This window comes from Pseudoxanthomonas sp. PXM02 (assembly GCF_014851805.1).
Lineage (GTDB): Bacteria > Pseudomonadota > Gammaproteobacteria > Xanthomonadales > Xanthomonadaceae > Pseudoxanthomonas_A.
The window spans coordinates 515,398-535,311 of sequence record NZ_JACVAK010000003.1 but is presented as its reverse complement, the minus strand read 5'-3'; the positions used below and the strand labels follow the sequence as shown (position 1 = coordinate 535,311).

The window sequence follows — 19,914 nt, the reverse complement described above, 5'->3', positions numbered from 1 at the left end:
CGATTACGGTTTCACCGGTTGCCCGGCGGCATCGCACTTCACGTCGCGACCGAACAGGCGGCCCAGCCGCGAGGGTTCTTCCAGGCAGCGCGGATCGGGCTTCGGCGGTGCATGCTTCGCAGCGTGTGCGGCCGTGCGGGTGCGTTGCAGTTCGGCGAGCTTGGCCTTGATCTGCGGCATCGCCGCCAGCGCGGCGCGTTCGCCCTCAAGGATGGCGTTGTTCTTCTGCTCGAAGTCGGCCGGGCCGATGTCGTTGACCTTCGGACGGATGACGATGTCGGCGCGCGCCAGTTCCTGTTCGCCCAGGCGCTGGCCCATGATGCTGATGGACTGGTTGACGATGCCCAGCATGCTGCCGGGCTTGGTGCCGGGCGCCTTGGTGGAGATGTCCACCGCGATGACGAAGTCGGCGCCCAGCTGGCGCGCGGCATCCACCGGCACCGGGCTGACCACGCCGCCATCCACATAGCTGGCCTTGCCGATCACCACCGGCTCGAACACGCCCGGGATGCTGCTCGATGCGCGCACCGCCTGGCCGGTGTTGCCACGCACGAACACCGTGCGCTCGCCGTTCTCAAGCTGCGTGGACACAGCGGCGAACGGCTTCTTCAATTGCTGGATGGTGCGCTTGCCGACCAGGTCGTTGACGTAGTCCTGCAGCTTCTGGCCCTGCACCAGGCCACCGGAGAACAGCCGCACGTCGCGGATGCTGGCTTCGTCCAGCGAGAAGGCCTGCTTCTGCATCTGGAACGGGTCCATGCCGCTGGCATACAGCGCGCCGACGACGCTGCCAGCACTGGTGCCCGACACGACCACCGGCTCGATGCCGTTGGCTTCCAGCATCTTGATCACGCCGATATGCGCGAAGCCTTTTGCCGCGCCACCGCCCAATGCGATGCCCACCTTGACCTTGGGCGCCGGCGGCACCGTCGCGACCGGCACCGGTGGCGGCGCGGGCTTGACGTTGTCGCCGCCGCACGCGGCCAGCAGGACGGCGCAGAAGGCGAGCAAGAAAGGACGCGAGCGACGGATCAGGTGCATGGGGGCAGGGTGGGGTGGGGCGACCAGCGGCGGAGCATACAGGGCGACGCCGAAACGAAGACCAACCGCGGTCGCGTCTTCAGAAGCTGTTGTCGCCGTCCAGCATGCGGCCCAGGCCGCCGAGCACCGAACCCTCGCCGCGGTTCTGACCGCCCCCCTGCGGCGCGGCCTGCAGCATGCGGCCGGCCAGGCGCGAGAACGGCAGCGACTGCAGCCACACTTTGCCCGGGCCTGTCAGCGTGGCGAGGAACACGCCTTCGCCGCCGAAGAACATGCTCTTGATGCCGCTGACCGGCCGCACGTCCATGTTGACGCTGGCGTGGTAGGCCACCACGCAGCCGGTGTCCACGTCGATGCGCTCGCCGACCTTCAGTTCGCGCTCCACCACGGTGCCGCCGGCGTGCACGAACACCCAGCCATCGCCTTCCAGCTTCTGCATGATGAAACCCTCGCCGCCGAACAGGCCGGTGAGGATCTTGCGCTGGAAGTGGATGCCGATCGATACGCCGCGTGCGCCCGCAAGGAAGCTGTCCTTCTGGCAGATCAGACGGCCGCCGTGTTCGTCCAGCTTCATCGCCAGCACGGTGCCGGGGTAGGGCGCGGCGAAGGCGACCTTCGCCTTGCCCTGGCCCGTGTGCGTGTACAACGTGGTGAACAGGCTTTCGCCGGTTAGCACGCGCTTGCCGGCGGAGAACAGCTTGTCCATCAGGCCGCCGCCCTGGCCGCTATGCGAGCCGTCGCCGAACACGGTGTCCATCTGCACGGCGCTGTCCTTGAACATCAACGCGCCGGCTTCGGCGATGGCGCTCTCGCCCGGATCCAGTTCCACTTCGACGAACTGCATGTCGCCGCCCACGATGCGGAAATCGATCTCGTCGGCGACCTTGCGGGCACCGCTCCCGGGCAGTGGCGGCAGGTGCGCCGGAGGCGCTGCGGCGGCGGCAAGTTCGGGCAGCTCGCGCACCGGCTTCCACTCGCGCATGCCTTCGCGCCAGGCCAGGGCGGCGGGCGAGCGCCGGGCGAAGTCGCGGGCCGCCATTTCGTCCAGCGGACCGTGGCGCTGGTTGTCGGCGGGGGTATGGAAGAACCACTGGCTCATGACGGCAATCCGGAGGCGGGAGAGGGCGCCGAGTCTAGCCGTCGGGCCGGGCGTCCCGTCATCTGCCGGCGGTCATGGTGCGGCTACCTGAACGTACCGCAGGGGCGGCCCGGGTACGGAAAGGCGGTGCGATTCGGGCAACCACCGTTACCTTCGTCGGCAGGGGGACTTCCGGCCATTGCCCCCCTTGTTGCTGTAATGCAACATTCGCGTGCTAGCGCCGCCGCGCGCCCCGACTCCCACCCACTCGGAAAGCCACCGCCATGTCCCCAGTCCGCCCGGCCGCTGTCCGGCCGCATCGCCTCGCCTTTGCCATCGCCGCGCTGCTGCCCTTCGGCACCGCTTTCGCCCAGGAGTCGGCACCCGCCGCCACCGACGCCGCCACGCTCGACACCGTGCAGGTCACCGCGCAGCGCAAGGTCGAGAACATCCAGGACGTACCGGTCTCCATCAGCACGGTCAACGGCGAACAGCTCGGCGTGCTGGCTTCCGGCGGTACCGACATCCGCTTCCTGTCCGGACGCGTGCCCAGCCTCAACATCGAGTCCTCGTTCGGCCGCGCGTTCCCGCGCTTCTATATCCGCGGCTACGGCAACACCGACTTCCGCCTCAACACCTCGCAGCCGGTCTCGCTGGTGTACGACGACGTGGTGCAGGAAAACCCGATCCTGAAGGGCTTCCCGCTGTTCGACCTGGAGCAGGTGGAAGTGTTGCGCGGTCCGCAGGGTTCGCTGTTCGGCCGCAATACGCCGGCCGGCGTGGTGAAGTTCGAATCGGCCAAGCCGTCGCAGGAGACCAGCGGCTACGGCAAGGTCGGCGTCGGCAGCGACAACATGTGGAACCTGGAAGGTGCGGTCGGTGGTGCGCTGAGCCAGAACTGGTCGGCGCGCGCGTCAGTGCTGTACCAGCGCCGTGACGACTGGGTCACCAACACCTACCCGGGTCCGAACGACGGCTTCGAAGGCTACGACGAGTCCGCCGGCCGCGTGCAGTTCCTGTACGAAGGCGATGGCTTCGAAGCGCTGCTCAATGCGCATGCGCGCAAGCTCAACGGCACGGCCCGCCTGTTCCGCGCCAACATCATCCAGCCCGGCACCAACAACTTCGTCCCCGGCTTCGACGAAGACAAGGTCTCGCAGGATGGCCTGAACTACTCCGAGCTGGAGTCGCAGGGCGCCAGCGCACGCCTCAACTGGAACGTGGGCGACTACACGCTGTATTCGATCACCGGCTACGAGAGCGTCGAGACGATCAACCGCGGCGACATCGACGGTGGCTACGGCGCGTCCTTCCTGCCCGACTCCGGTCCCGGCGTGATCCCGTTCGCGTCGGAAACGGCCGATGGCATCCCGGACCACTCGCAGTGGACGCAGGAATTCCGCATCGAGTCCAATTACGCGGGACCGTGGAACTGGCAGGCCGGCGTGTTCTATTTCAAGGAAGACTACCGCGTCGAAAGCTTCAGCTACGACTCGCTCAACAACAGCGCACAGGACGGCTACCAGCGCATCCGCCAGACCAACGATGCGTGGGCCGTGTTCGGCGCGGCGACGTGGCAGGCGACTGACAAGTTGGAACTGCGTGCAGGCCTGCGCTACACCGTCGACGAGAAGAAGCTGACGGTCGAGGACTACTGGAACACCGGCTTCGCCGCCTGCGTGCTGGCGGGCAAGTGCACGCTGGCGCAGCTGACGGCGCTGGAGCCCGACGGCGACCTGTCCGCATCGCCGGAAGATAAGAAGTTCAACTGGGACCTGTCGGCCACGTACGCGGTCAGCGACGACGTCAATCTGTATGCGCGTGCCGCCACCGGTTTCCGTGGCAGCAGCATCCAGAGCGCGGGTGCGTTCAATGCCAAGTCGGTTGCCGACCCCGAGACCGTCACGTCGGTCGAGACGGGCGTGAAGGCGGACTTCTGGGACAAGCGCGCGCGCCTCAGCGCCGGCGTGTACTACTACCGCGTCAAGGACCAGCAGCTGACTGCCGTCGGTGGCGCGGCCAACGCCAACATCCTGCTCAACGCCGAGAAGTCGGTGGGCAAGGGCTTCGAGCTGGACTTCCAGGCCTACGTGCTGGACAACCTGCTGGTGACCCTGGGCAGCAGCTACAACGACACCGAAATCCAGGACGAAGACCTGGCCGTCGCCGTGTGCGCCGCGTGCACTGTCACTGATCCGCGCACCGCCGGCGGACTGGCGCTGATCGATGGCAACGACCTGCCGCAGGCGCCGAAGTGGGTGCACAACCTGACCGCGCGCTACAGCTTCGGCCTGGGCGACGGCAGCGAGCTGTACGTCTACACCGACTGGGCCTACCGCAGTGAAGTGAACTTCTTCCTGTACGACTCGATCGAGTTCACCGGCAAGTCGACGCTGGAAGGCGGCCTGCGCGTGGGCTACGGCTGGGGCTACGGCGACTACGAGGTCGCACTGTTCGGCCGCAACATCACCGACCAGCGTCGCATCGTCGGCGGCATCGACTTCAACAACTTGACCGGCTTCATCAACGAGCCGCGCACGGTGGGTGTGGAGTTCAGCGCGAAGTTCTGATCCGGCGGTTCCCTTTCACGGGAACTCTGCATCGACGGAAGGCGCCATCCTCGCGGGTGGCGCCTTTTCTCGTCATGGGCCGTACAGGCCGTCGCGCAGCGCGTCGAGCAGGGTGCCGTCGTCCTGGCGGTGTTCCCAGTACATCACGCCTCCCAGGCCGCGCTCGCGCACGAAGGCGGCCTTCGCACGCAGTGCTTCCGGACTCTCGTACGTGACGAAGCTCGCGTCGGCCTCGTTCCATAGCCACGCCGCCTGTGCCTCCTTGTCCCAGTGACGCACATAGCCGTTGCGGTCGATGTAGTCGGCCTGCAGTTCGCGCCACGACAGGAACGCCGCATGCTCACCGTAGGCCTGATGCAGGCCGTGGTTCGCGCGCTGTACACGCACGAACTTGCGCCCGTAGAACGCGGCGCCGACGTTGAGCTTCGCGGGGGGCACGCCACCGGCCAGGAATTCGTCCACGGCCGCGATCGTCGTGCGTGCATCTGCCGGGGCACTGGCTGAGCGACCGAGCGCCGCATGATGGCCCGTCACCGGCGTCAGGCTGCCGAAGAAGTCGTAGGTCATCAGGTTGATCCAGTCCAGCAACGGCACGATGCGTGGCAGGTCGAGCCCGCGTGCTGCTTCGCCGTCCGCGGCCGCGATCGTCAGCAGATAGTGGTGTCCATCCTTCTTGCCGAGCGCATCAAGCTGGTTGCGCACGGCCTGCAGCATCCGGGTGAAGTTGTCGCGGTCGGCCGGACTGTGGCTGATGCCCGGGCCGGGCAGGGTGGGGTACTCCCAATCGATGTCGATGCCGTCCAGCCTGTGCTGCACGACCAGCCGTGCGGCGCTCTCGGCGAATGCGGCGCGTGCGGTGTCGTTCGCCGCCGCTTCGGAGAAGTGGCCCGATCCCCAGCCGCCGACTGACAGCAGCAGCTTCAGGTCGGGATTGTCGGCTTTCAGTGCATTGAGGCCCGCGAGCGCGGGCGTTGCCGTGTCGCCACGCAGGAAGATCTCATGTGCCTCGTTGACGTGCGCGAACGCGAAGTTGATCGCATCCAGCTTGCGTGCATCGATGGGTGGCAACGTGGCGCCGTCCATCACGTAACCGATCACGATGGGACGGTGCACAGGTGTTTCGGCGTTTGTCTCGGCGTTGCCGGTGAAAGGCAGCAGCGCGATCAGCGCCAGCAGGCAGGTGGCGAAGCGGGGCACGGGCACTCCACGGTCGTCGCCACGCGGGCGGGACCGCCACTATAGCCGCGGGTTCATTCCTGCTTGCGCGGCGGGAAATTGAGCACGACGCCGCGCTGTTCCTCTTCCGGGTGTTCCGGACGCACCCACAGCAGCGGGACTTCGCGCGGCGCCGGCAGTTCGAGTTCGTCCTCGCCGCGGGCGGCCGCTTCCTCTTCCTCGATCTCCCAGCTGTACTTCTTGCGCGGCAATTCGGGATCGAGGCGACGGAACAGGAATGCCGCGATCAGGCCCGCGACGGCACCGCCCAGGTGCGCCTGCCACGACACACCGGCTTCGCGTGGCAGGATGGTCAGCACCATGCCGCCGTAGAACAGGAAGGCGATCATGCCGGCCGCGATCGCCGCGCGGTCGCGGCGCAGCAGGCCCAGCATGAAGATCATGAACATCAGGCCGTGGGTCAGGCCGCTGGCGCCCAGCGTATGCGTGCCGGGATCGGCCAGCAGCCAGGGCCCCAGGCCGGAACCCAGCCACACCAGCGGAATCGCCCACAGCGTCGCGCGCGGATAGACCGCGCCGGCGAGCGTGCCGAGGATCAGCAAGGCCGACGCGTTCGCCGCGATGTGTTCCAGCGAACCGTGCAGCAGCGGCGCGGTGAGGATGCCGAGCAGACCTTCTGTCGACAGCGGCGAGATGGTGAAGGGCCGCAGGTCGAAGCTGCCCTGCGCCGAGTACACGATGGCCAGCACCAGCACGAAGGCCAGGCTCAGGTTGAGCGCCCGCAGGATGCGCTTGCGGTCGTAGCGCTGCTGGCTGTCCGGGTCGTACGCCGGGTCGTCGGGATGCAGGTCCATGAACCAGTTCTGGCGGCGGCCCGGGCGATTGCAAGCCCGTGCCGCGATGGACAGACCATCCCGCGGGCGGGATGGTCTGCCATGGCCGGATCAGACGGCCGGATCAGTCTTTTGTGGCCGCGCCAGGCTCAGCGCGACGGTGACGGCCAGGATCGCGGCCACCGTGCCCAGCGCCCACGGCACCGGGATCTTGTAGATGTCGATCAGCAGCATCTTGGTGCCGATGAAGCCCAGCACCACCGCCAGTCCGTACGGCAGCAGGTGGAAGCGGTCGGCCATGCCGGCCAGCAGGAAGAACATCGCGCGCAGGCCCAGCACCGCGAACACGTTCGACGTCAGCACGATGAACGGGTCCGAGGTGATCGCGAAGATCGCCGGGATGCTGTCCACCGCGAAGATCACGTCGGTCACGCCGATCAGCACCAGCACCACGAACAGCGGCGTGAACCAGCGCGTGCCGTTCTCGCGCACGCTCAGCTTGTCACCGCGGTAGCCATCGGTCAGCTTCAGGTGGCCACGCATCCAGCGCAGTGCCGGGTTCTTCTCCAGGTCCGGTTCCTTGCCCGCGGCGAACCACATCTTGATGCCGGTCAGCAGCAGGAACGCGCCGAAGAGGTAGAGCAGCCAGTGGAACTTCGCCAGCAACGCCGCGCCCGCGAAGATCAGGATGCTGCGCAGGACAATCGCGCCCAGGATGCCGATCACCAGTACGCGCTGGCGCTGTTCCTCCGGCACCGCGAAGTAGGTCATCACCATCAGGAAGACGAAGATGTTGTCGACGGCAAGCGCCTTTTCGACCAGATAGCCGGTCAGGAACTCCAGGCCCACGCGGTTCGCTTCCACCAGGCCGGCGGTTTCATTGACGTACCACCACAGGCCGCCGTTGAAGGCCATCGCCAGGGCGACCCAGCCCAGGCTCCACCACATCGCCTCCTTGAACGTGACCTTGTGCGGCCCGCCGTGGCGCATCAGCACCAGGTCGACCAAGAGCGCGATCACCACCAGGCCGCCGAAGCCGGCCCACAACCAGGGGTTGCCAATCGTTTCCATGAGATTCCCGAAAAAATGTGGAGGACGGCCGCGGGCGCGGACATCTCGGGAACCGGGAAACGGGGATCCAGGGTATGCCTTCGCCATCGCGGCGAAGGTCTCGCTCACAGCCCGGTGGGCTGCCGTGGGACCGGAGCATCGCTGCTCGAAATGACGGCCGGCACGTTGGGAGCTACTCCCCTTCTGCGGCGAATTGTCCGGATGGCGCCCGGCCGGGTCAACCACGCGGGTAAAATGCGTTCATGAACACGCCCAACCCGACCGTACGCCTGAAGAACGCCTGGCGTTCCAGCCACCCGTGGATCTTCCAGAAACTGGTCGAGAAGCCCGCCCAGAAGCCCAAGCCCGGCAGCCTCGTCGAGGTCGTCGGCGTGGATGGCGAATGGATCGGCCGCGGCTTCTACAACGGCCATTCGCGCATCGCCGTGCGCATCCTGGAGACGCATCCCGACATTCCGGTGGACGCTGGCTGGTTCTCGCGCAAGATCGCCGATGCGGTGTCGCTGCGTCGCGACGTGCTGAAGCTGGACGCGATCACCGATGCCTGGCGCGTGGTGCATGCCGAGGGCGACGGCCTGTCCGGCCTGGTGGTGGACCGCTACGGCGACCTGATCGTGGTCGAGTTCTTCGCCGCCGGCATGTTCCGCCACCGCGAGTGGATCTACGAGGCGCTGCGCGAGCAGTTCCCCGGCTGCCGCTTCCACAGCTTCGCCGACGAGCATGTGCAGAAGCAGGAGAGCTTCGAGTTCCACGGCAACACCACCACCGAAGCGGCGATCATTACCGAGTACGGCGTGAAGTTCCGCGCCGATCCGGCGGGCGCGCACAAGACCGGCTTCTTCGCCGACCAGCGCGAGAACCGCGAATGGCTCAGCCGCCAGGTCGAGGGCAAGAGCGTGCTCGACCTGTGCTGCAATACCGGCGGCTTCGCGGTGTACGCGGCCGCGCGCGGTGCGTCCGAGGTGGTCGGCGTGGACATCGACCAGGACGTCATCCAGATCGCCAAGGGCAACGCCAAGCTCAACAACGCGCGACCGAAGTTCGTGCAGGCCGACATCTTCCCGTACCTGCGCGATGCGGCGAACCGCGGCGAGCAGTACGACGTGGTGATCCTCGATCCCGCCAAGATGACGCGCGACCGCGAGCAGGTGATCGCCGCGCTGAAGAAGTACCTCGACATGAACAAGCTGGCGCTGGGCGTGGTGAAGCCGGGCGGCCTGTTCGCGACCTTCTCGTGCACCGGCCTGGTCAGCGAGGAACAGTTCCTCGACATGCTGCGCCGCGCCGCCTACTTCTCCGGCCGCACCATCCAGATCCTCAAGGTCGCGGGTGCCGGTCCGGACCATCCGTTCATGGCGCACGTGCAGGAATCGCGCTACCTGAAGGCCGTGTTCTGCCGCGTGGTCGACTGAGATGCGCGGCGCGCGGATCGCAACCGTCCTGCTCGCCGCACTGTTGGCAGGCTGCGCATCCACCCCGGATGCGCCGTGGCAGTCGCTGGCCGATGCCAGCCAGTGGCGCAGCGTCGGCGCCTCCACGCTGGACGCGCGCTGGCAGGTCCGTGACGGCGAACTCGCACTGACCGTGGCCGGTGGCGGCGACATCATCAGCGTCGACACTTACGGCGACTTCGAGCTGGAACTGGAATGGCGCCTGCCTGCCGGCGGCAACAGCGGCCTGTTCTATCGCGCGGTCGACGCGTCGCCGATCTGGGCGCGGGCGGTGGAGTACCAGCTGCTTGATGATCGGGAAGCCGAGGATCGCATCGTGCCGAGCCATCGCGCGGGAGCCGTGTACGACCTCGTCGCGCCGGCGCGCGATGTGTTGCGTCCCATTGAGGAATACAACCAGGCACGCATCGTCGCCTGCGGTCCGCGCGTGGAGCACTGGCTCAATGGCGTCCGTGTCGCTGCGTACGACACGGACAGCGATGGCTGGCGTCGGCGCGTAGCCGCCAGCAAGTTCGCCGGGCAAGCAGAGTTCGCCAAGGCACGTCGAGGACATCTCGGACTGCAGGATCATGGCAACGCGGTGTATCTGCGCAACATGCGCATCCGCTCGCTTGGGCAGGGCTGCCCGTAGCTTCTGTTGTGGGAGCGACGTAAGTCGCGATGACGGATCGCTGCACAGGCTCATCGCGACTTACGTCGCTCCCACAGACAAGATCAACAAAAAAGGCGGGCCGAAGCCCGCCTTTTCTTCATGCGCCAATAAAGACGCTCAGCTCTCCGGCGTCAACTCGATGCAATCGAACTGCACATTCGGATTCACGTCGGCGTCGTAGTCCACGTCGCTGCGCTCGAAGCCGAACAGCTTCAGGAACTCGTGCTTGTAGTTGGCGTAGTCGGTCAGCTGGAACAGGTTCTCGCTGGTGACCTGCGGCCACAGCGCCTTCGCCTGAGCCTGCACTTCCGGCTTCAGTTCCCAGTCGTCCAGGCGCAGGCGGTTCTCGTCGTCGGTCTCGGCCGGCGCGCTGTCGGCGCGGTACATGCGGTCGCGGAACAGGCGGTCGAGTTGCTCGATGGTGCCTTCGTGCAGGCCCAGTTCCTTCATCACCTTGAACACGATGCTGATGTACAGCGGCATCACCGGGATCGCGGAACTGGCCTGCGTCACTACCGACTTCAGTACCGCGACATTCGCCGTGCCGCCGGTGGTCTTCAGGCGTGCGTCCAGGCGCTGCGCCGTCTGGTCCAGGTCGACCTTGGCGCGGCCCAGCGCGCCGTGCCAGTAGATCGGCCAGGTGATGTCGGTGCCGATGTAGCTGAAGGCCACCGTGCGCGCGCCGTCGGCCAGCACGCCGGCGGTGGCCAGCGCATCGATCCACAGTTCCCAGTCCTGCCCGCCCATCACGGTGACGGTGTCTTCGATCTCCTGCTCGGTCGCCGGCTCGATCGTGGCCTGGGTGATCTGGTCCTTGTTGGTGTCGATGGCGGTGGAGGTGTACGGCGCGCCGATCGGCTTCAGTGCCGAGCGCTTCACTTCACCGGTGGACGGCAGCTTGCGTACCGGCGAGGCCAGCGAATAGACCACCAGGTCGACCTGGCCGCCCATCTCGTTCCTGATCAGCTCGATGACCTTGGCGCGCGCCTCGTCGGAGAACGCATCGCCGTTGATCGAACGGCTGTACAGGCCGGCTTCCTTCGCCGCCTTGTCGAACGCAGCCGAGTTGTACCAGCCCGCAGTGCCGGCCTTCTTCTCGCTGCCGGGCTTTTCGAAGAACACGCCCAGCGTGTCCGCGCCATAACCGAATGCCGCGCTGATGCGCGCCGCCAGGCCGTAGCCGCTGGACGCGCCGATCACCAGCACCTTCTTCGGGCCGTTGTTGCGCACGCCCTGTGCGCGCGTCGCGGCGATCTGGTCACGCACGTTGAGCTCGCAACCGAGCGGATGGGTGGTGGTGCAGATGAAGCCGCGGACTTTGGGATGGATGATCAACGTCGTAACCCGGGGGATGGTGTGCCTGCGCGGCATCTTAGTGCCGTGGGCGCCGGGATTGAAGCATCGATCCTGCACACGCATGCGTATGGCGTGCGCGGGTCCATCCTGCGCGGGCAAAGAAAAAGCGGGCCGGAGCCCGCTTCTTCGATATGAGGATGGCAACGCGATTACGCGTCGCCGCCCTTGGCCAGCATGCTGTTGCGACGGCTGTAGGCGAGATAGACGACGATGCCGACCACGTTCCAGATCAGGAACCACAGCTGCGTGCGGTGCGGCAGGCTCCAGAACAGGTAGAGGCAGCCGAGGATCGCGACCGGACCGACCAGCCACGCCAGCGGCGTGCGGAACACGCGCGGACGATTCGGTTCGCGTGTGCGCAGCACCAGCAGGCAGACGCCGACGGCGACGAACGCCGCGAGCGTACCGGCGTTGGCGAGCGCGGCGATTTCATCCAGGCGCGCCACGCCGGCCAGCGCCGCGACCAGCACGGCGGTGAACACCGTGATCGCCACCGGCGTGCCGGTGCGTGCGTTGACTTTCGACAGGCTGCGCGGCAGCAGGCCGTCGCGCGACATCACGAAGAAGATGCGGCTCTGGCCGTAGAAGAACGCCAACAGCACCGTCGGCAGGGCGACGATCGCCACGATGCCGATCACCAGCGCAGCGGTGCCGTGGCCGAGTTCGCGCATGATCAGCGCCAGCGGCTCGGCACTCTGGCCGAACACCGTGTAGCTCAGCGCACCGACCGCCGCCACCGCGACCACCAGGTAGATCAGCGTGCAGCCGACCATCGATCCGATGATGCCGATGGACAGGTCGCGACCGGGGTTCTTGGTCTCTTCGGCCGCCGTGGAGATCGCGTCGAAGCCGTAGAACGCGAAGAAGATGATCGCCGCCGCCGCCATCACGCCGCGTTCCACGCCATCCGGCCCGATCGACTTCGGGAAGCCGTACGGCATGAACGGCTGCAGGTTGTCCGGGTTGAATGCCGGCAGCGCGACCGCGATGAACACCGCCAGCGCGATCAGCTTGAACACCACCAGGATCGCGTTGAGCGTGGCGCTCTCGCGCGTGCCGGCGATCAGCAGGCCGGCGACGGCGAAGGTGATGACGATGGCGGGCAGATTGATGATGCCACCGGCATGCGGACCGGCCGACAGCGCGGCGGGCAGGGTGACGTTCCAGCCGAAATTCTGTTGCACCCATTCGAGGAAGCCGACGAAGTAACCGGACCACCCCACGGCCACCGTGCTGACGACCAGCGAGTATTCGAGGATCAGGCTCCAGCCCACGATCCAGGCGATGGATTCACCCAGCACGCCGTAGCTGTAGGTGTAGGCGCTGCCGGCGGCCGGCATCATCGTCGACAGTTCGGCATAGGCCAGTGCCGCACAGGCGCAGACCACGCCAGCCACGACGAAGGAGATCAGCACCGCGGGGCCGGCCTTCTCGGCACCCACGCCGATCAGCGTGTAGATGCCGGTGCCGACGATCGCGCCGATGCCCAGCGCCACCAGGTGCGGCCAGCTCAGCGTGGGGACCAGTCGCCGGCCTTCTTCGTGCTCGGTGATCCGGTCGATGGATTTGCGCCGTAGCCAGGTCATGGAAACTCCTCGGGATGCGTCAACGGAACAACGCCGGCAGCGCGCCGGCGTGGCAAGGATGTGGGGAGGGCGACCCGTGGGCGTATCCCCGCCCCGGGACCGCCAGCAGCCTAAGCGCGCACGGCAGCGCTGGCAATTGGCGCCGCAGCACGCGGCTCAGAGATACGACGCCCGCGCCGGATCGAAGACCTGCGGGTAGCGGTGCACGTCGAGCAGGTCCAGGAACACGTCCAGGCCTTCGTCCGAGCGCACCAGGTCGTACTCGGCATCCGACAGCAGGTGTACGACCAGCGCCTCCACGCCATGGCCGTGCAGGTGCAGGTTGTCGAACAGGTGGCGGTCGGCCGGCAGGGCCGGTGGCAGCAGCAGGAAGGTGGAGAACGGCGACGCCTCCAGTGGCGGCGTCGGCAACGGGACGGTGTGGCCGTAGCCGAGCCAGCTGTCCTCGGTGAACGGCAGCTTCGCCAGCCAGCGCAGCCGTTCGATGAAGTCGGACGTGGGTTCGCGCACGTACCAGAACAGCTCGCGCGCGGCGGACTCGTCGCCGTCGTAGCCGGCGGGCATCGTCATCAGCCGGTCGCTCATGCCACTGGTGGCCAGCATGTAGCCAGGGACGCGGTCGTCGGCAAAGGTCCGTGCGTAGACATGCACGTCGACGCGATGGCGGCGGTCCGGGTCGAGGTCGACGCGTATCGGTTCGCCCAGTGCGTCGTGCAACGCGGCCGCCCGTGCCGCCGCAAAGGCAGGCAGCGGATCGGGCGCGGCGCCCATCAGCGTGCGGAGGCGTTGCAGCATGCCGGCTTTCCCCAGGCGGTCAGTGCGCCGCGACTGTGCGATGGCGGACGGCAGGGGGTCAAGGCGCATGTCCGCTTCCGTGATGCCGCGCGCGCTTCGCTTGCGAGGCCGTTCGCGATGTCGCCGGCGCAGGCGATGAGACGCCAGCGGCTACACTGTCCGCATGGATTCCCAGACCCTGCTCCTCCTCCTGCTCGTCCTCGTGGCCATCGCTGTCGTCCTGCTGGCGGTACTGGTGCTGCGCCGCCCGGAGGCGCGCATCGGCGACCTGCTGGAGCGCGCGCTGCGCGACGAGCAGCGCGAAGGCCGCGGTGAACTGCGCGAACAGCTGGAAGGGCTGTCGCGCGCGCAGGAAGTGCGTATCGATGGCTTCGGCCGCAGCCTGGCCGATCTCAGCACGCGCACCGACCAGCGCCTGGACGTGTTGCGCGACACGCTGACAGAAGACGCCCGCAAGGGACGACTGGAAGCCTCCGAGTCGCAGCAGCGCTTCGCCGACACGCTCAGCCAACGGCTCAACGAACTGACCCAGCGCAACGAGCAGCGCATCGGCGAGATGCGTACCACGCTGGAAGGCCGCCTGAAGGAACTGCAGACCGACAACGCGCAGAAGCTGGAACAGATGCGCGCGACCGTCGACGAGAAGCTGCAGGCGACCTTGACCCAGCGCCTGGACGCGTCGTTCTCGCTGGTATCGGAGCGACTGGAAGCCGTGCAGCGCGGCCTGGGCGAAATGCAGCAGCTCGCCACGGGCGTCGGTGACCTCAAGCGCGTACTGACCAACGTCAAGGATCGCGGCGGCTGGGGCGAAGTGCAGCTGGAGAACCTGCTGGAGCAGGTGCTGACCGCCGAGCAGTTCGCGCGCAGCGTGAGGGTGCGCCCCGACAGCAACGAGGCGGTGGATTTCGCGATCCGCCTGCCGGGTCGCCAGGATGGCGACGTGCCGGTGTGGCTGCCGATCGACGCCAAGTTCCCGCGCGAGGACTACGAGCGCCTGCTCGACGCGCAGGAGCGCGGCGATGCCGACGCCATGCGTACCGCCGCCACGCAACTGGAGCGCGCGATCAAGGTGCAGGCCAAGTCGATCAACGAGAAGTACGTGGTGCCGCCGCACACCACCGACTTCGCCGTGTTGTTCCTCGCCACCGAAGGGCTTTATGCGGAAGCGATCCGCCGCCCTGGCCTGGTCGATACGCTGCAGCGCGAGCACCGCATCGTCGTCGCCGGCCCCACCACGCTGGCCGCGCTGCTCAACAGCCTGCAGATGGGCTTCCGTACGCTGGCCATCGAAAAGCGCTCCAGCGAGGTGCGCGTGCTGCTCGGTGCGGTGAAGACAGAATTCGGCAAGTTCGCCACCGTGCTGGAGAAAGCGAACAGCCAGCTGGACACGGTGCAGAACAGCATCAAGCAGGCCGGCGTCCGCACGCGTGCGATCGAGCGCCAGCTGCGCGGCGTCGAAGCGCTGCCGGGCGAAGAGTCCCAGCGACTGCTGGGCGATGTCCCCGACGACGACGCGTGATCGTTTCCTCTTCCTCCTCTCACCAGGCCATCGCCATGAGCACTCCGCTGCAATCCATTCCCCTCACCGCGCTCGACGGCCAGCCGGCCACGCTCGCCGATCACGCCGGCAAGGTGCTGCTGGTGGTCAACGTCGCCTCCAAGTGCGGCCTGACCCCGCAGTACGAAGGTCTGGAGAAGCTCTATCGCGAACAGCACGACGCCGGGCTGGAGGTGCTGGGTTTCCCGGCCAACGATTTCATGGGCCAGGAGCCGGGCAGCGAGGACGAGATCCGCCAGTTCTGCTCGCTGACCTACGACGTGACCTTCCCGATGTTCGCCAAGATCGCCGTCACCGGCGACGGCACGCATCCGCTCTACCAGGCGCTGATCGACGCGCAGCCGGCGGCTACCGGCGAAGGTCCGTTGCGCGAGAAGCTGGCCGGGCTTGGCCTGCCGACGAACCCGGCCCCCGGCATCCTGTGGAACTTCGAGAAGTTCCTAGTCGGCCGCGACGGCCAGGTGATCGCGCGCTTTGCCCCCGACGTCACCGCCGACGATGCGCGCCTGCGCGAGGCGGTCGAGCGCGCGCTGGCCTGATCGCTTGTCGCCAGCCAAAGAAAAAGCCGGCGCATGCGCCGGCTTTTTCGTTTCCACGTCAGCGTTGGCTCAACCGCCGCCGCTGATCTCCGGCATCGGCATCGCATCCGCCGGCACGGTCGGGTTGTTTTCTTCCTGCAGGTACTCCGGCAGTTCGTCTTCGGTCTGCTGCTTGGAACTGCGGTGGCTTTCGATCTGGTAGTTGCGGCGCTGCAGCCACGAATCGCGGACCAGCGCATAGTCGTCCACCGCGCCTTCGCGCAGGCTGTCCAGCGACAGCAGCTGCGCACGCGTGTCGACCAGGTTCAGGCCCTGCAGGAAGATCCGGGCCTTGTCGTCCTCCACGTAACGCGTCGGACTGAGCGGCATGTCGCCGGCCAGGCCGAGTACGTCGCGCACCGTGCGCGGACCGAAGAACGGCAGCTCCACGTACCGCGAACGACGCCAGCCCCACGTGCCCAGTGTCTGGCCGAAGTCCTCGCTGCGACGCTTCATCTTCAGGTCGCTGGCGGGGTCGAAGATGCCGCCGATGCCGACCGTCGAATTCAGCAGGAAACGTCCCAGCGTCTGCGTGGCATCGCGCGGGCGACCCTGCAGCAGCTGGTTCACCATCGTCAGCGGCTGGCGCAGGTTGTCGAAGAAGTTGCCCACGCCCAGGCGCACCGGCCGCGGTACGGCCGCGACGTAGGCTTTTGCCAGCGGTCGCGCGATGGCACGGTCGACCGCGTTGTTGAACGCGTGCACCTTGCGGTTGAACTTCTCCCACGGGTCGTAGGCGACCGGCGACTGCGCGGGCGCAGGCAGGGTCGGGTCGGCAACCGGGTCGTACGCGCCCTGGCCGTAGATCGCGGCGAAGTCGTCTTCGCCTTCGGACGCCGTGGCCACATCCGTCGCCGGTGCGGGCGCGTCGATGCTCGCGGGATCGATGGGAGGTTCGGGCGGCAGCGGGGCGGCGACGGTACTGTCGATCACCACCGCCTCGGCCGGCGCATCCGCCGAGGACTTGGGAGCCGATGCACAGGCGCTTGCCAGGGCGGCCAGCAGGACGACAGTGCTGAGGCGGAACAGATTCATCCTGATTCCTGGGACTGCGGGGGAGGGGTTACGCCGGGAAATCCAGTTCCGGCGTCAGGCGGTACGCGGCCTGGAGATCGGTCAGGCCAGTGGGCTGGCCTTCGAAACGGGGGGTGATGCCGCCGGCGCGCAGGCGCGCGGCCAGCTCCGCCAACAGTGCCAGCCCGGCACTGTCGACGGTAGTGACGTTGGTCAGGACGAAGCGTTGCGCACCGGCCAGCTGCGTCGAGGCCTGTGGCCACAGCGCGGCGGCGGCCGCACGGTTCAGCGCGCCCGCGAACACGAGCGCATCGCCGTCCCGCCGGACGCTGGCGTCAGTTGCTGCTGCCACTACCATTGACCTGCAACTTGCCGGACTTCAGGTCCGCCGCCACCTGGGCGATGGACTTCTGCCGCAGCGGCGTATCGAACTGGGTCTTGAACGTCTGCACGAAGGACACGCCTTCCGGCAGCACGTCGAACACCTTCCACTGGCCGCCCACGTTGCGCGCGTAGAAGGTGATCGGGGTGACGGTCTGGTCGGCCTGCACGAACTCGGTATCGACCTTCACGCCACGGCCGCCGGGCAGCGGCGTCTCGGACTTCACGCGCACCTTCAGGCGGGCGTTGAAGTCGGCCAGACGCGCGCCGTAGGCGGACAGCAGGCGCTCGGTCAGGGCCTGGCCGAACAGCTTCACGTCGGCGTCGGAGGCGCCGCGACCGTGCACGCCCAGTACCAGACGGGCGGCGTAGTCGCCGTCGAACAGCGTGTTGAACTCGCCGGTGACGAACTGGCGCAGCGCGGCGGGGTTCGACTTGAACTCGGCGCGGCGCTGGTCGAGCGTGGTCAGGATGCGCGTGCTGCTGCTCAGCACGACCTGGCTGGCGGTGTTCGGCTTCGTGGCGGCGGCGGGTGCCGCGGCCTGTGCGAAGACGCTGGCCGGCGCGGTCGCCAGCAGGGCGGCCGACAGGGCGATGGAGAGGAAGGAATGCTTCATCAGGGTCTTCATGGCGTGGGTTCTTCCGTAACGGGGGGCGCGGCGGTCTCGCCGCTGGCCGGGGTTTCCCCGGAGCCTGCGGCATTGTTGGCGCCGCCACTGAACATGTACTTGCCGGCCAGCTGCAGCAGGTCGACCGCCGGCTGGGTGAAGGCGATCTCTTCGCCCGGCTTCAGCACTTCCGGATCGCCGCCGGGCGACAGCCCGATGTAGTTCTCGCCCAGCAGGCCGCTGGTGAAGATGCCGGCGGCGGTGTCGGCCGGCAGGTCCTTGTACTGGCTGTCGATGGACAGGGTCACGATGGAGTCGAACTTGACCGGATCCAGCTGAATGTCGGCCACCTGCCCGATCACCACGCCACCGATCTTCACCGGTGCCTGCTTGCGCAGCTGGCCGAGGTTGGAAAAGCGCGCGGTCAGCTCGTAGCTGCCGCCGCCCACGCCGAAGCGCTTGTTGGTGGAGGCCAGCGCCAGCACCAGCAGCGAGGCCAGGGCCAGCAGCAGGAAGGCGCCGACGGCGAACTCAAGACGGGGTCCACGGACGGACATGGGGTCAGCTCCTGAACAGCAATGCAGACATGACGAAATTGAACATCAGCACCAGCAGCGAGGCGTTCACCACCGCGCGGGTGGTCGCCACCGAGGTGCCTTCGATGGTCGGCTCGGCGTGGAAGCCCACGTAGGCCGCCACCAGCGCGCTGGTGCCACCGAACACGGCCGACTTCAGCAGTGCCACGCCGAAGTCGTCCCAGAAATCGACGCTGTTCTGCAGCGCCGACCAGAACGTGCCGTTGTCGAGGCCGAGCACATGCACGGCTTCGAAGTAGCTGGCGCTGATCGCAAGCGAGCAGAAGAAGCCGGTCAGCAGCGGCACCGTCAGCACCGCCGCCCAGAAGCGCGGCGCCACGGCCTTGGCGACCGGGTCGATCGCCATCAGTTCCAGCGCCTTGATCTGGTCGGTGGCGCGCATCAGGCCCAGTTCGGCGGCGATCGAACTGCCGGCGCGGCCGATGAACAGCAGCGCGGTCAGCACCGGGCCCAACTCGCGGTACAGCGACAGGCCCAGCAGCGTGGACAGCGCATCGCTGGCGCCGAACGTGGTCAACGTGCGGTAGCCCTGCAGCGTCAGCACCAGGCCCACGAACGCGCCGCCCACGGCGATGATCGGCAGCGAACGGCCGCCGATCTTGTAGATCTCGCGGGTCAGCTCGGCGAAGAAGTCTCGAGTGGGTTTCGAGGCACGGAAGACCGACAGCGAGAACAGTCCGGCACGGCCCAGCGAACGGGTGGCGTCAACAAACGGCATCAGGCGGCCTCCCCGCGTGTGACCGTGTCGAATGCGATCGGGCCGTCGGGCTCGCCGCGCAGGAACTGCTGCACCAGCGGGTCGGTGCTGGCTTCCAGTTCGGCCGGCGTGCCGGAGAACACCAGGCCGCCGTTGGCGATGACGACCGCCTGGTCGGCGATCGGCAGCGTCTCGTGCACGTGGTGGGTCACGATGATGCTGGTCAGGCCCAGCGTGTCGTTGAGGCGCTGGATCAGGCTCATGATCACGCCCGAGGCGATCGGGTCCAGCCCGGTCAGCGGCTCGTCGTAGATCATCAGCGGCGGGTCCAGTGCCAGCGCACGGGCCAGCGCCACGCGGCGCGCCATGCCGCCGGACAGTTCGCGCGGGTAGGCATCGGCGGCGGCACGCAGGCCGACCGCGTTCAACTTGAACGCCACCAGCCGGCGGATCAGCGCGTCCGGCAGCTTGGTATGCGTGCGCAGCGGCAGCGCGACGTTCTCGGCCACCGTCAGGTCGGTCAGCAGACCGTTGCCCTGAAGCAGCACGCCCACGCCCTTGCGCATTTCCAGCAGCGCGCGGCTGCGGTGCGGCACCGGCTGGCCGAATACCTCCACCGTGCCCGCCGCCGGCGGCAGCTCGCCGGTCAGCGCGGCCAGCATCGTCGACTTGCCGCTGCCGGACGGACCGAGCACCGCAGCGATGCTGCCGCGGGGAACGGTCAGGTCGATGCCGCGCAGGATGGTGCGGCCACCGCGATCGAGGCGGAGACCGGACAGGTGCACGGCAGGGGCGTCGGCAGGCGTCATGGGCGTCGTCGGCGGACCAGCAGGGGGTTAACGGAAAAACAACGGCGTAGCTTCGCGGCCAGCG

General features: G+C 67.5%; 19 protein-coding genes. 5 read left to right on the top strand and 14 right to left on the bottom strand.

All coding sequences use genetic code 11. From position 1 onward, the window contains the following. Positions 1 to 3: 3 nt before the first annotated feature. Together IB225_RS16515 and IB225_RS16510 are read right to left on the bottom strand one after the other, a co-directional pair. A complete protein-coding gene (locus tag IB225_RS16515; protein WP_192312530.1) occupies positions 4 to 1,041 on the bottom strand; it encodes a patatin-like phospholipase family protein in 1,038 nt (345 codons plus the stop codon). A gap of 79 nt (positions 1,042 to 1,120) precedes the next feature. Continuing rightward, positions 1,121 to 2,140: a TIGR00266 family protein gene (locus IB225_RS16510; protein ID WP_192312528.1), complete on the bottom strand. Its 1,020-nt coding sequence runs from the start codon at positions 2,138 to 2,140 to the stop codon at positions 1,121 to 1,123. A gap of 263 nt (positions 2,141 to 2,403) precedes the next feature. Here IB225_RS16510 and IB225_RS16505 point away from each other — a divergent pair, with 263 nt between their 5' ends. Continuing rightward, the gene (locus IB225_RS16505; RefSeq protein ID WP_192312526.1) at positions 2,404 to 4,689 is read left to right on the top strand and encodes a TonB-dependent receptor; all 2,286 of its coding nucleotides are present in this window, start codon (positions 2,404 to 2,406) and stop codon (positions 4,687 to 4,689) included. 72 nt (positions 4,690 to 4,761) lie between these two features. Here IB225_RS16505 and IB225_RS16500 read toward each other — a convergent pair whose 3' ends face one another. The 3 genes from IB225_RS16500 to IB225_RS16490 form a co-directional block, all read right to left on the bottom strand. Further along, on the bottom strand, positions 4,762 to 5,886 hold the full coding sequence (locus IB225_RS16500; protein WP_192312524.1) for a glycoside hydrolase family 18 protein: 1,125 nt from the start codon (positions 5,884 to 5,886) through the stop codon (positions 4,762 to 4,764). A 53-nt stretch (positions 5,887 to 5,939) separates the two neighbouring features. After that, positions 5,940 to 6,719 carry a rhomboid family intramembrane serine protease gene (locus tag IB225_RS16495; protein ID WP_192312522.1) on the bottom strand — a complete coding sequence of 260 codons (780 nt, stop codon included), beginning with the start codon at positions 6,717 to 6,719 and terminating at the stop codon, positions 5,940 to 5,942. Between the two features lie 90 nt (positions 6,720 to 6,809). Continuing rightward, positions 6,810 to 7,769 (bottom strand): TerC family protein, encoded by a 960-nt coding sequence (locus tag IB225_RS16490; protein ID WP_192312514.1) that lies wholly within the window; start codon positions 7,767 to 7,769, stop codon positions 6,810 to 6,812. A gap of 242 nt (positions 7,770 to 8,011) precedes the next feature. Here IB225_RS16490 and IB225_RS16485 point away from each other — a divergent pair, with 242 nt between their 5' ends. Together IB225_RS16485 and IB225_RS16480 are read left to right on the top strand one after the other, a co-directional pair. Beyond that, positions 8,012 to 9,181 carry a class I SAM-dependent rRNA methyltransferase gene (locus IB225_RS16485; RefSeq protein ID WP_192312512.1) on the top strand — a complete coding sequence of 390 codons (1,170 nt, stop codon included), beginning with the start codon at positions 8,012 to 8,014 and terminating at the stop codon, positions 9,179 to 9,181. A gap of 1 nt (position 9,182) precedes the next feature. Next, complete coding sequence (locus IB225_RS16480; protein WP_192312510.1) at positions 9,183 to 9,851, top strand: DUF1080 domain-containing protein; 669 nt, start codon at positions 9,183 to 9,185, stop codon at positions 9,849 to 9,851. 138 nt (positions 9,852 to 9,989) lie between these two features. Here the strand turns inward: IB225_RS16480 and fabV are convergent, their stop codons facing one another. The 3 genes from fabV to IB225_RS16465 all read right to left on the bottom strand — a co-directional run bounded on the left by fabV (position 9,990) and on the right by IB225_RS16465 (position 13,678). Then, the gene (gene fabV, locus IB225_RS16475; protein ID WP_192312507.1) at positions 9,990 to 11,207 is read right to left on the bottom strand and encodes an enoyl-ACP reductase FabV; all 1,218 of its coding nucleotides are present in this window, start codon (positions 11,205 to 11,207) and stop codon (positions 9,990 to 9,992) included. Positions 11,208 to 11,377: 170 nt separating this feature from the next. Further along, a complete protein-coding gene (locus IB225_RS16470; protein ID WP_192312505.1) occupies positions 11,378 to 12,814 on the bottom strand; it encodes an amino acid permease in 1,437 nt (478 codons plus the stop codon). Between the two features lie 156 nt (positions 12,815 to 12,970). Continuing rightward, positions 12,971 to 13,678, bottom strand: coding sequence for a suppressor of fused domain protein (locus IB225_RS16465; RefSeq protein ID WP_192312503.1), 708 nt, complete (start codon positions 13,676 to 13,678; stop codon positions 12,971 to 12,973). 94 nt (positions 13,679 to 13,772) lie between these two features. Here IB225_RS16465 and rmuC point away from each other — a divergent pair, with 94 nt between their 5' ends. Continuing rightward, positions 13,773 to 15,128, top strand: a complete 1,356-nt coding sequence (gene rmuC, locus IB225_RS16460; RefSeq protein WP_192312501.1) for a DNA recombination protein RmuC — start codon at positions 13,773 to 13,775, stop codon at positions 15,126 to 15,128. Between the two features lie 35 nt (positions 15,129 to 15,163). Further along, complete coding sequence (locus IB225_RS16455) at positions 15,164 to 15,706, top strand: glutathione peroxidase (RefSeq protein WP_192312499.1); 543 nt, start codon at positions 15,164 to 15,166, stop codon at positions 15,704 to 15,706. A gap of 69 nt (positions 15,707 to 15,775) precedes the next feature. Here IB225_RS16455 and IB225_RS16450 read toward each other — a convergent pair whose 3' ends face one another. The 6 genes from IB225_RS16450 to IB225_RS16425 are packed head-to-tail and all read right to left on the bottom strand — an operon-like array spanning position 15,776 to position 19,850. After that, the gene (locus IB225_RS16450; protein WP_192312491.1) at positions 15,776 to 16,780 is read right to left on the bottom strand and encodes a VacJ family lipoprotein; all 1,005 of its coding nucleotides are present in this window, start codon (positions 16,778 to 16,780) and stop codon (positions 15,776 to 15,778) included. A gap of 28 nt (positions 16,781 to 16,808) precedes the next feature. Continuing rightward, positions 16,809 to 17,111 carry an STAS domain-containing protein gene (locus tag IB225_RS16445; RefSeq protein ID WP_345776635.1) on the bottom strand — a complete coding sequence of 101 codons (303 nt, stop codon included), beginning with the start codon at positions 17,109 to 17,111 and terminating at the stop codon, positions 16,809 to 16,811. Continuing rightward, positions 17,095 to 17,757 carry an ABC transporter substrate-binding protein gene (locus IB225_RS16440; RefSeq protein ID WP_192312914.1) on the bottom strand — a complete coding sequence of 221 codons (663 nt, stop codon included), beginning with the start codon at positions 17,755 to 17,757 and terminating at the stop codon, positions 17,095 to 17,097. The genes IB225_RS16445 and IB225_RS16440 overlap by 17 nt, the downstream gene beginning before the upstream one ends. Before the next feature lie 8 nt (positions 17,758 to 17,765). Beyond that, positions 17,766 to 18,305 carry an outer membrane lipid asymmetry maintenance protein MlaD gene (gene mlaD, locus IB225_RS16435; protein WP_192312487.1) on the bottom strand — a complete coding sequence of 180 codons (540 nt, stop codon included), beginning with the start codon at positions 18,303 to 18,305 and terminating at the stop codon, positions 17,766 to 17,768. 4 nt (positions 18,306 to 18,309) lie between these two features. Further along, on the bottom strand, positions 18,310 to 19,062 hold the full coding sequence (locus IB225_RS16430) for an MlaE family lipid ABC transporter permease subunit (RefSeq protein WP_192312485.1): 753 nt from the start codon (positions 19,060 to 19,062) through the stop codon (positions 18,310 to 18,312). Then, a complete protein-coding gene (locus IB225_RS16425; RefSeq protein ID WP_192312483.1) occupies positions 19,062 to 19,850 on the bottom strand; it encodes an ATP-binding cassette domain-containing protein in 789 nt (262 codons plus the stop codon). The genes IB225_RS16430 and IB225_RS16425 overlap by 1 nt, the downstream gene beginning before the upstream one ends. Positions 19,851 to 19,914: the final 64 nt, after the last annotated feature.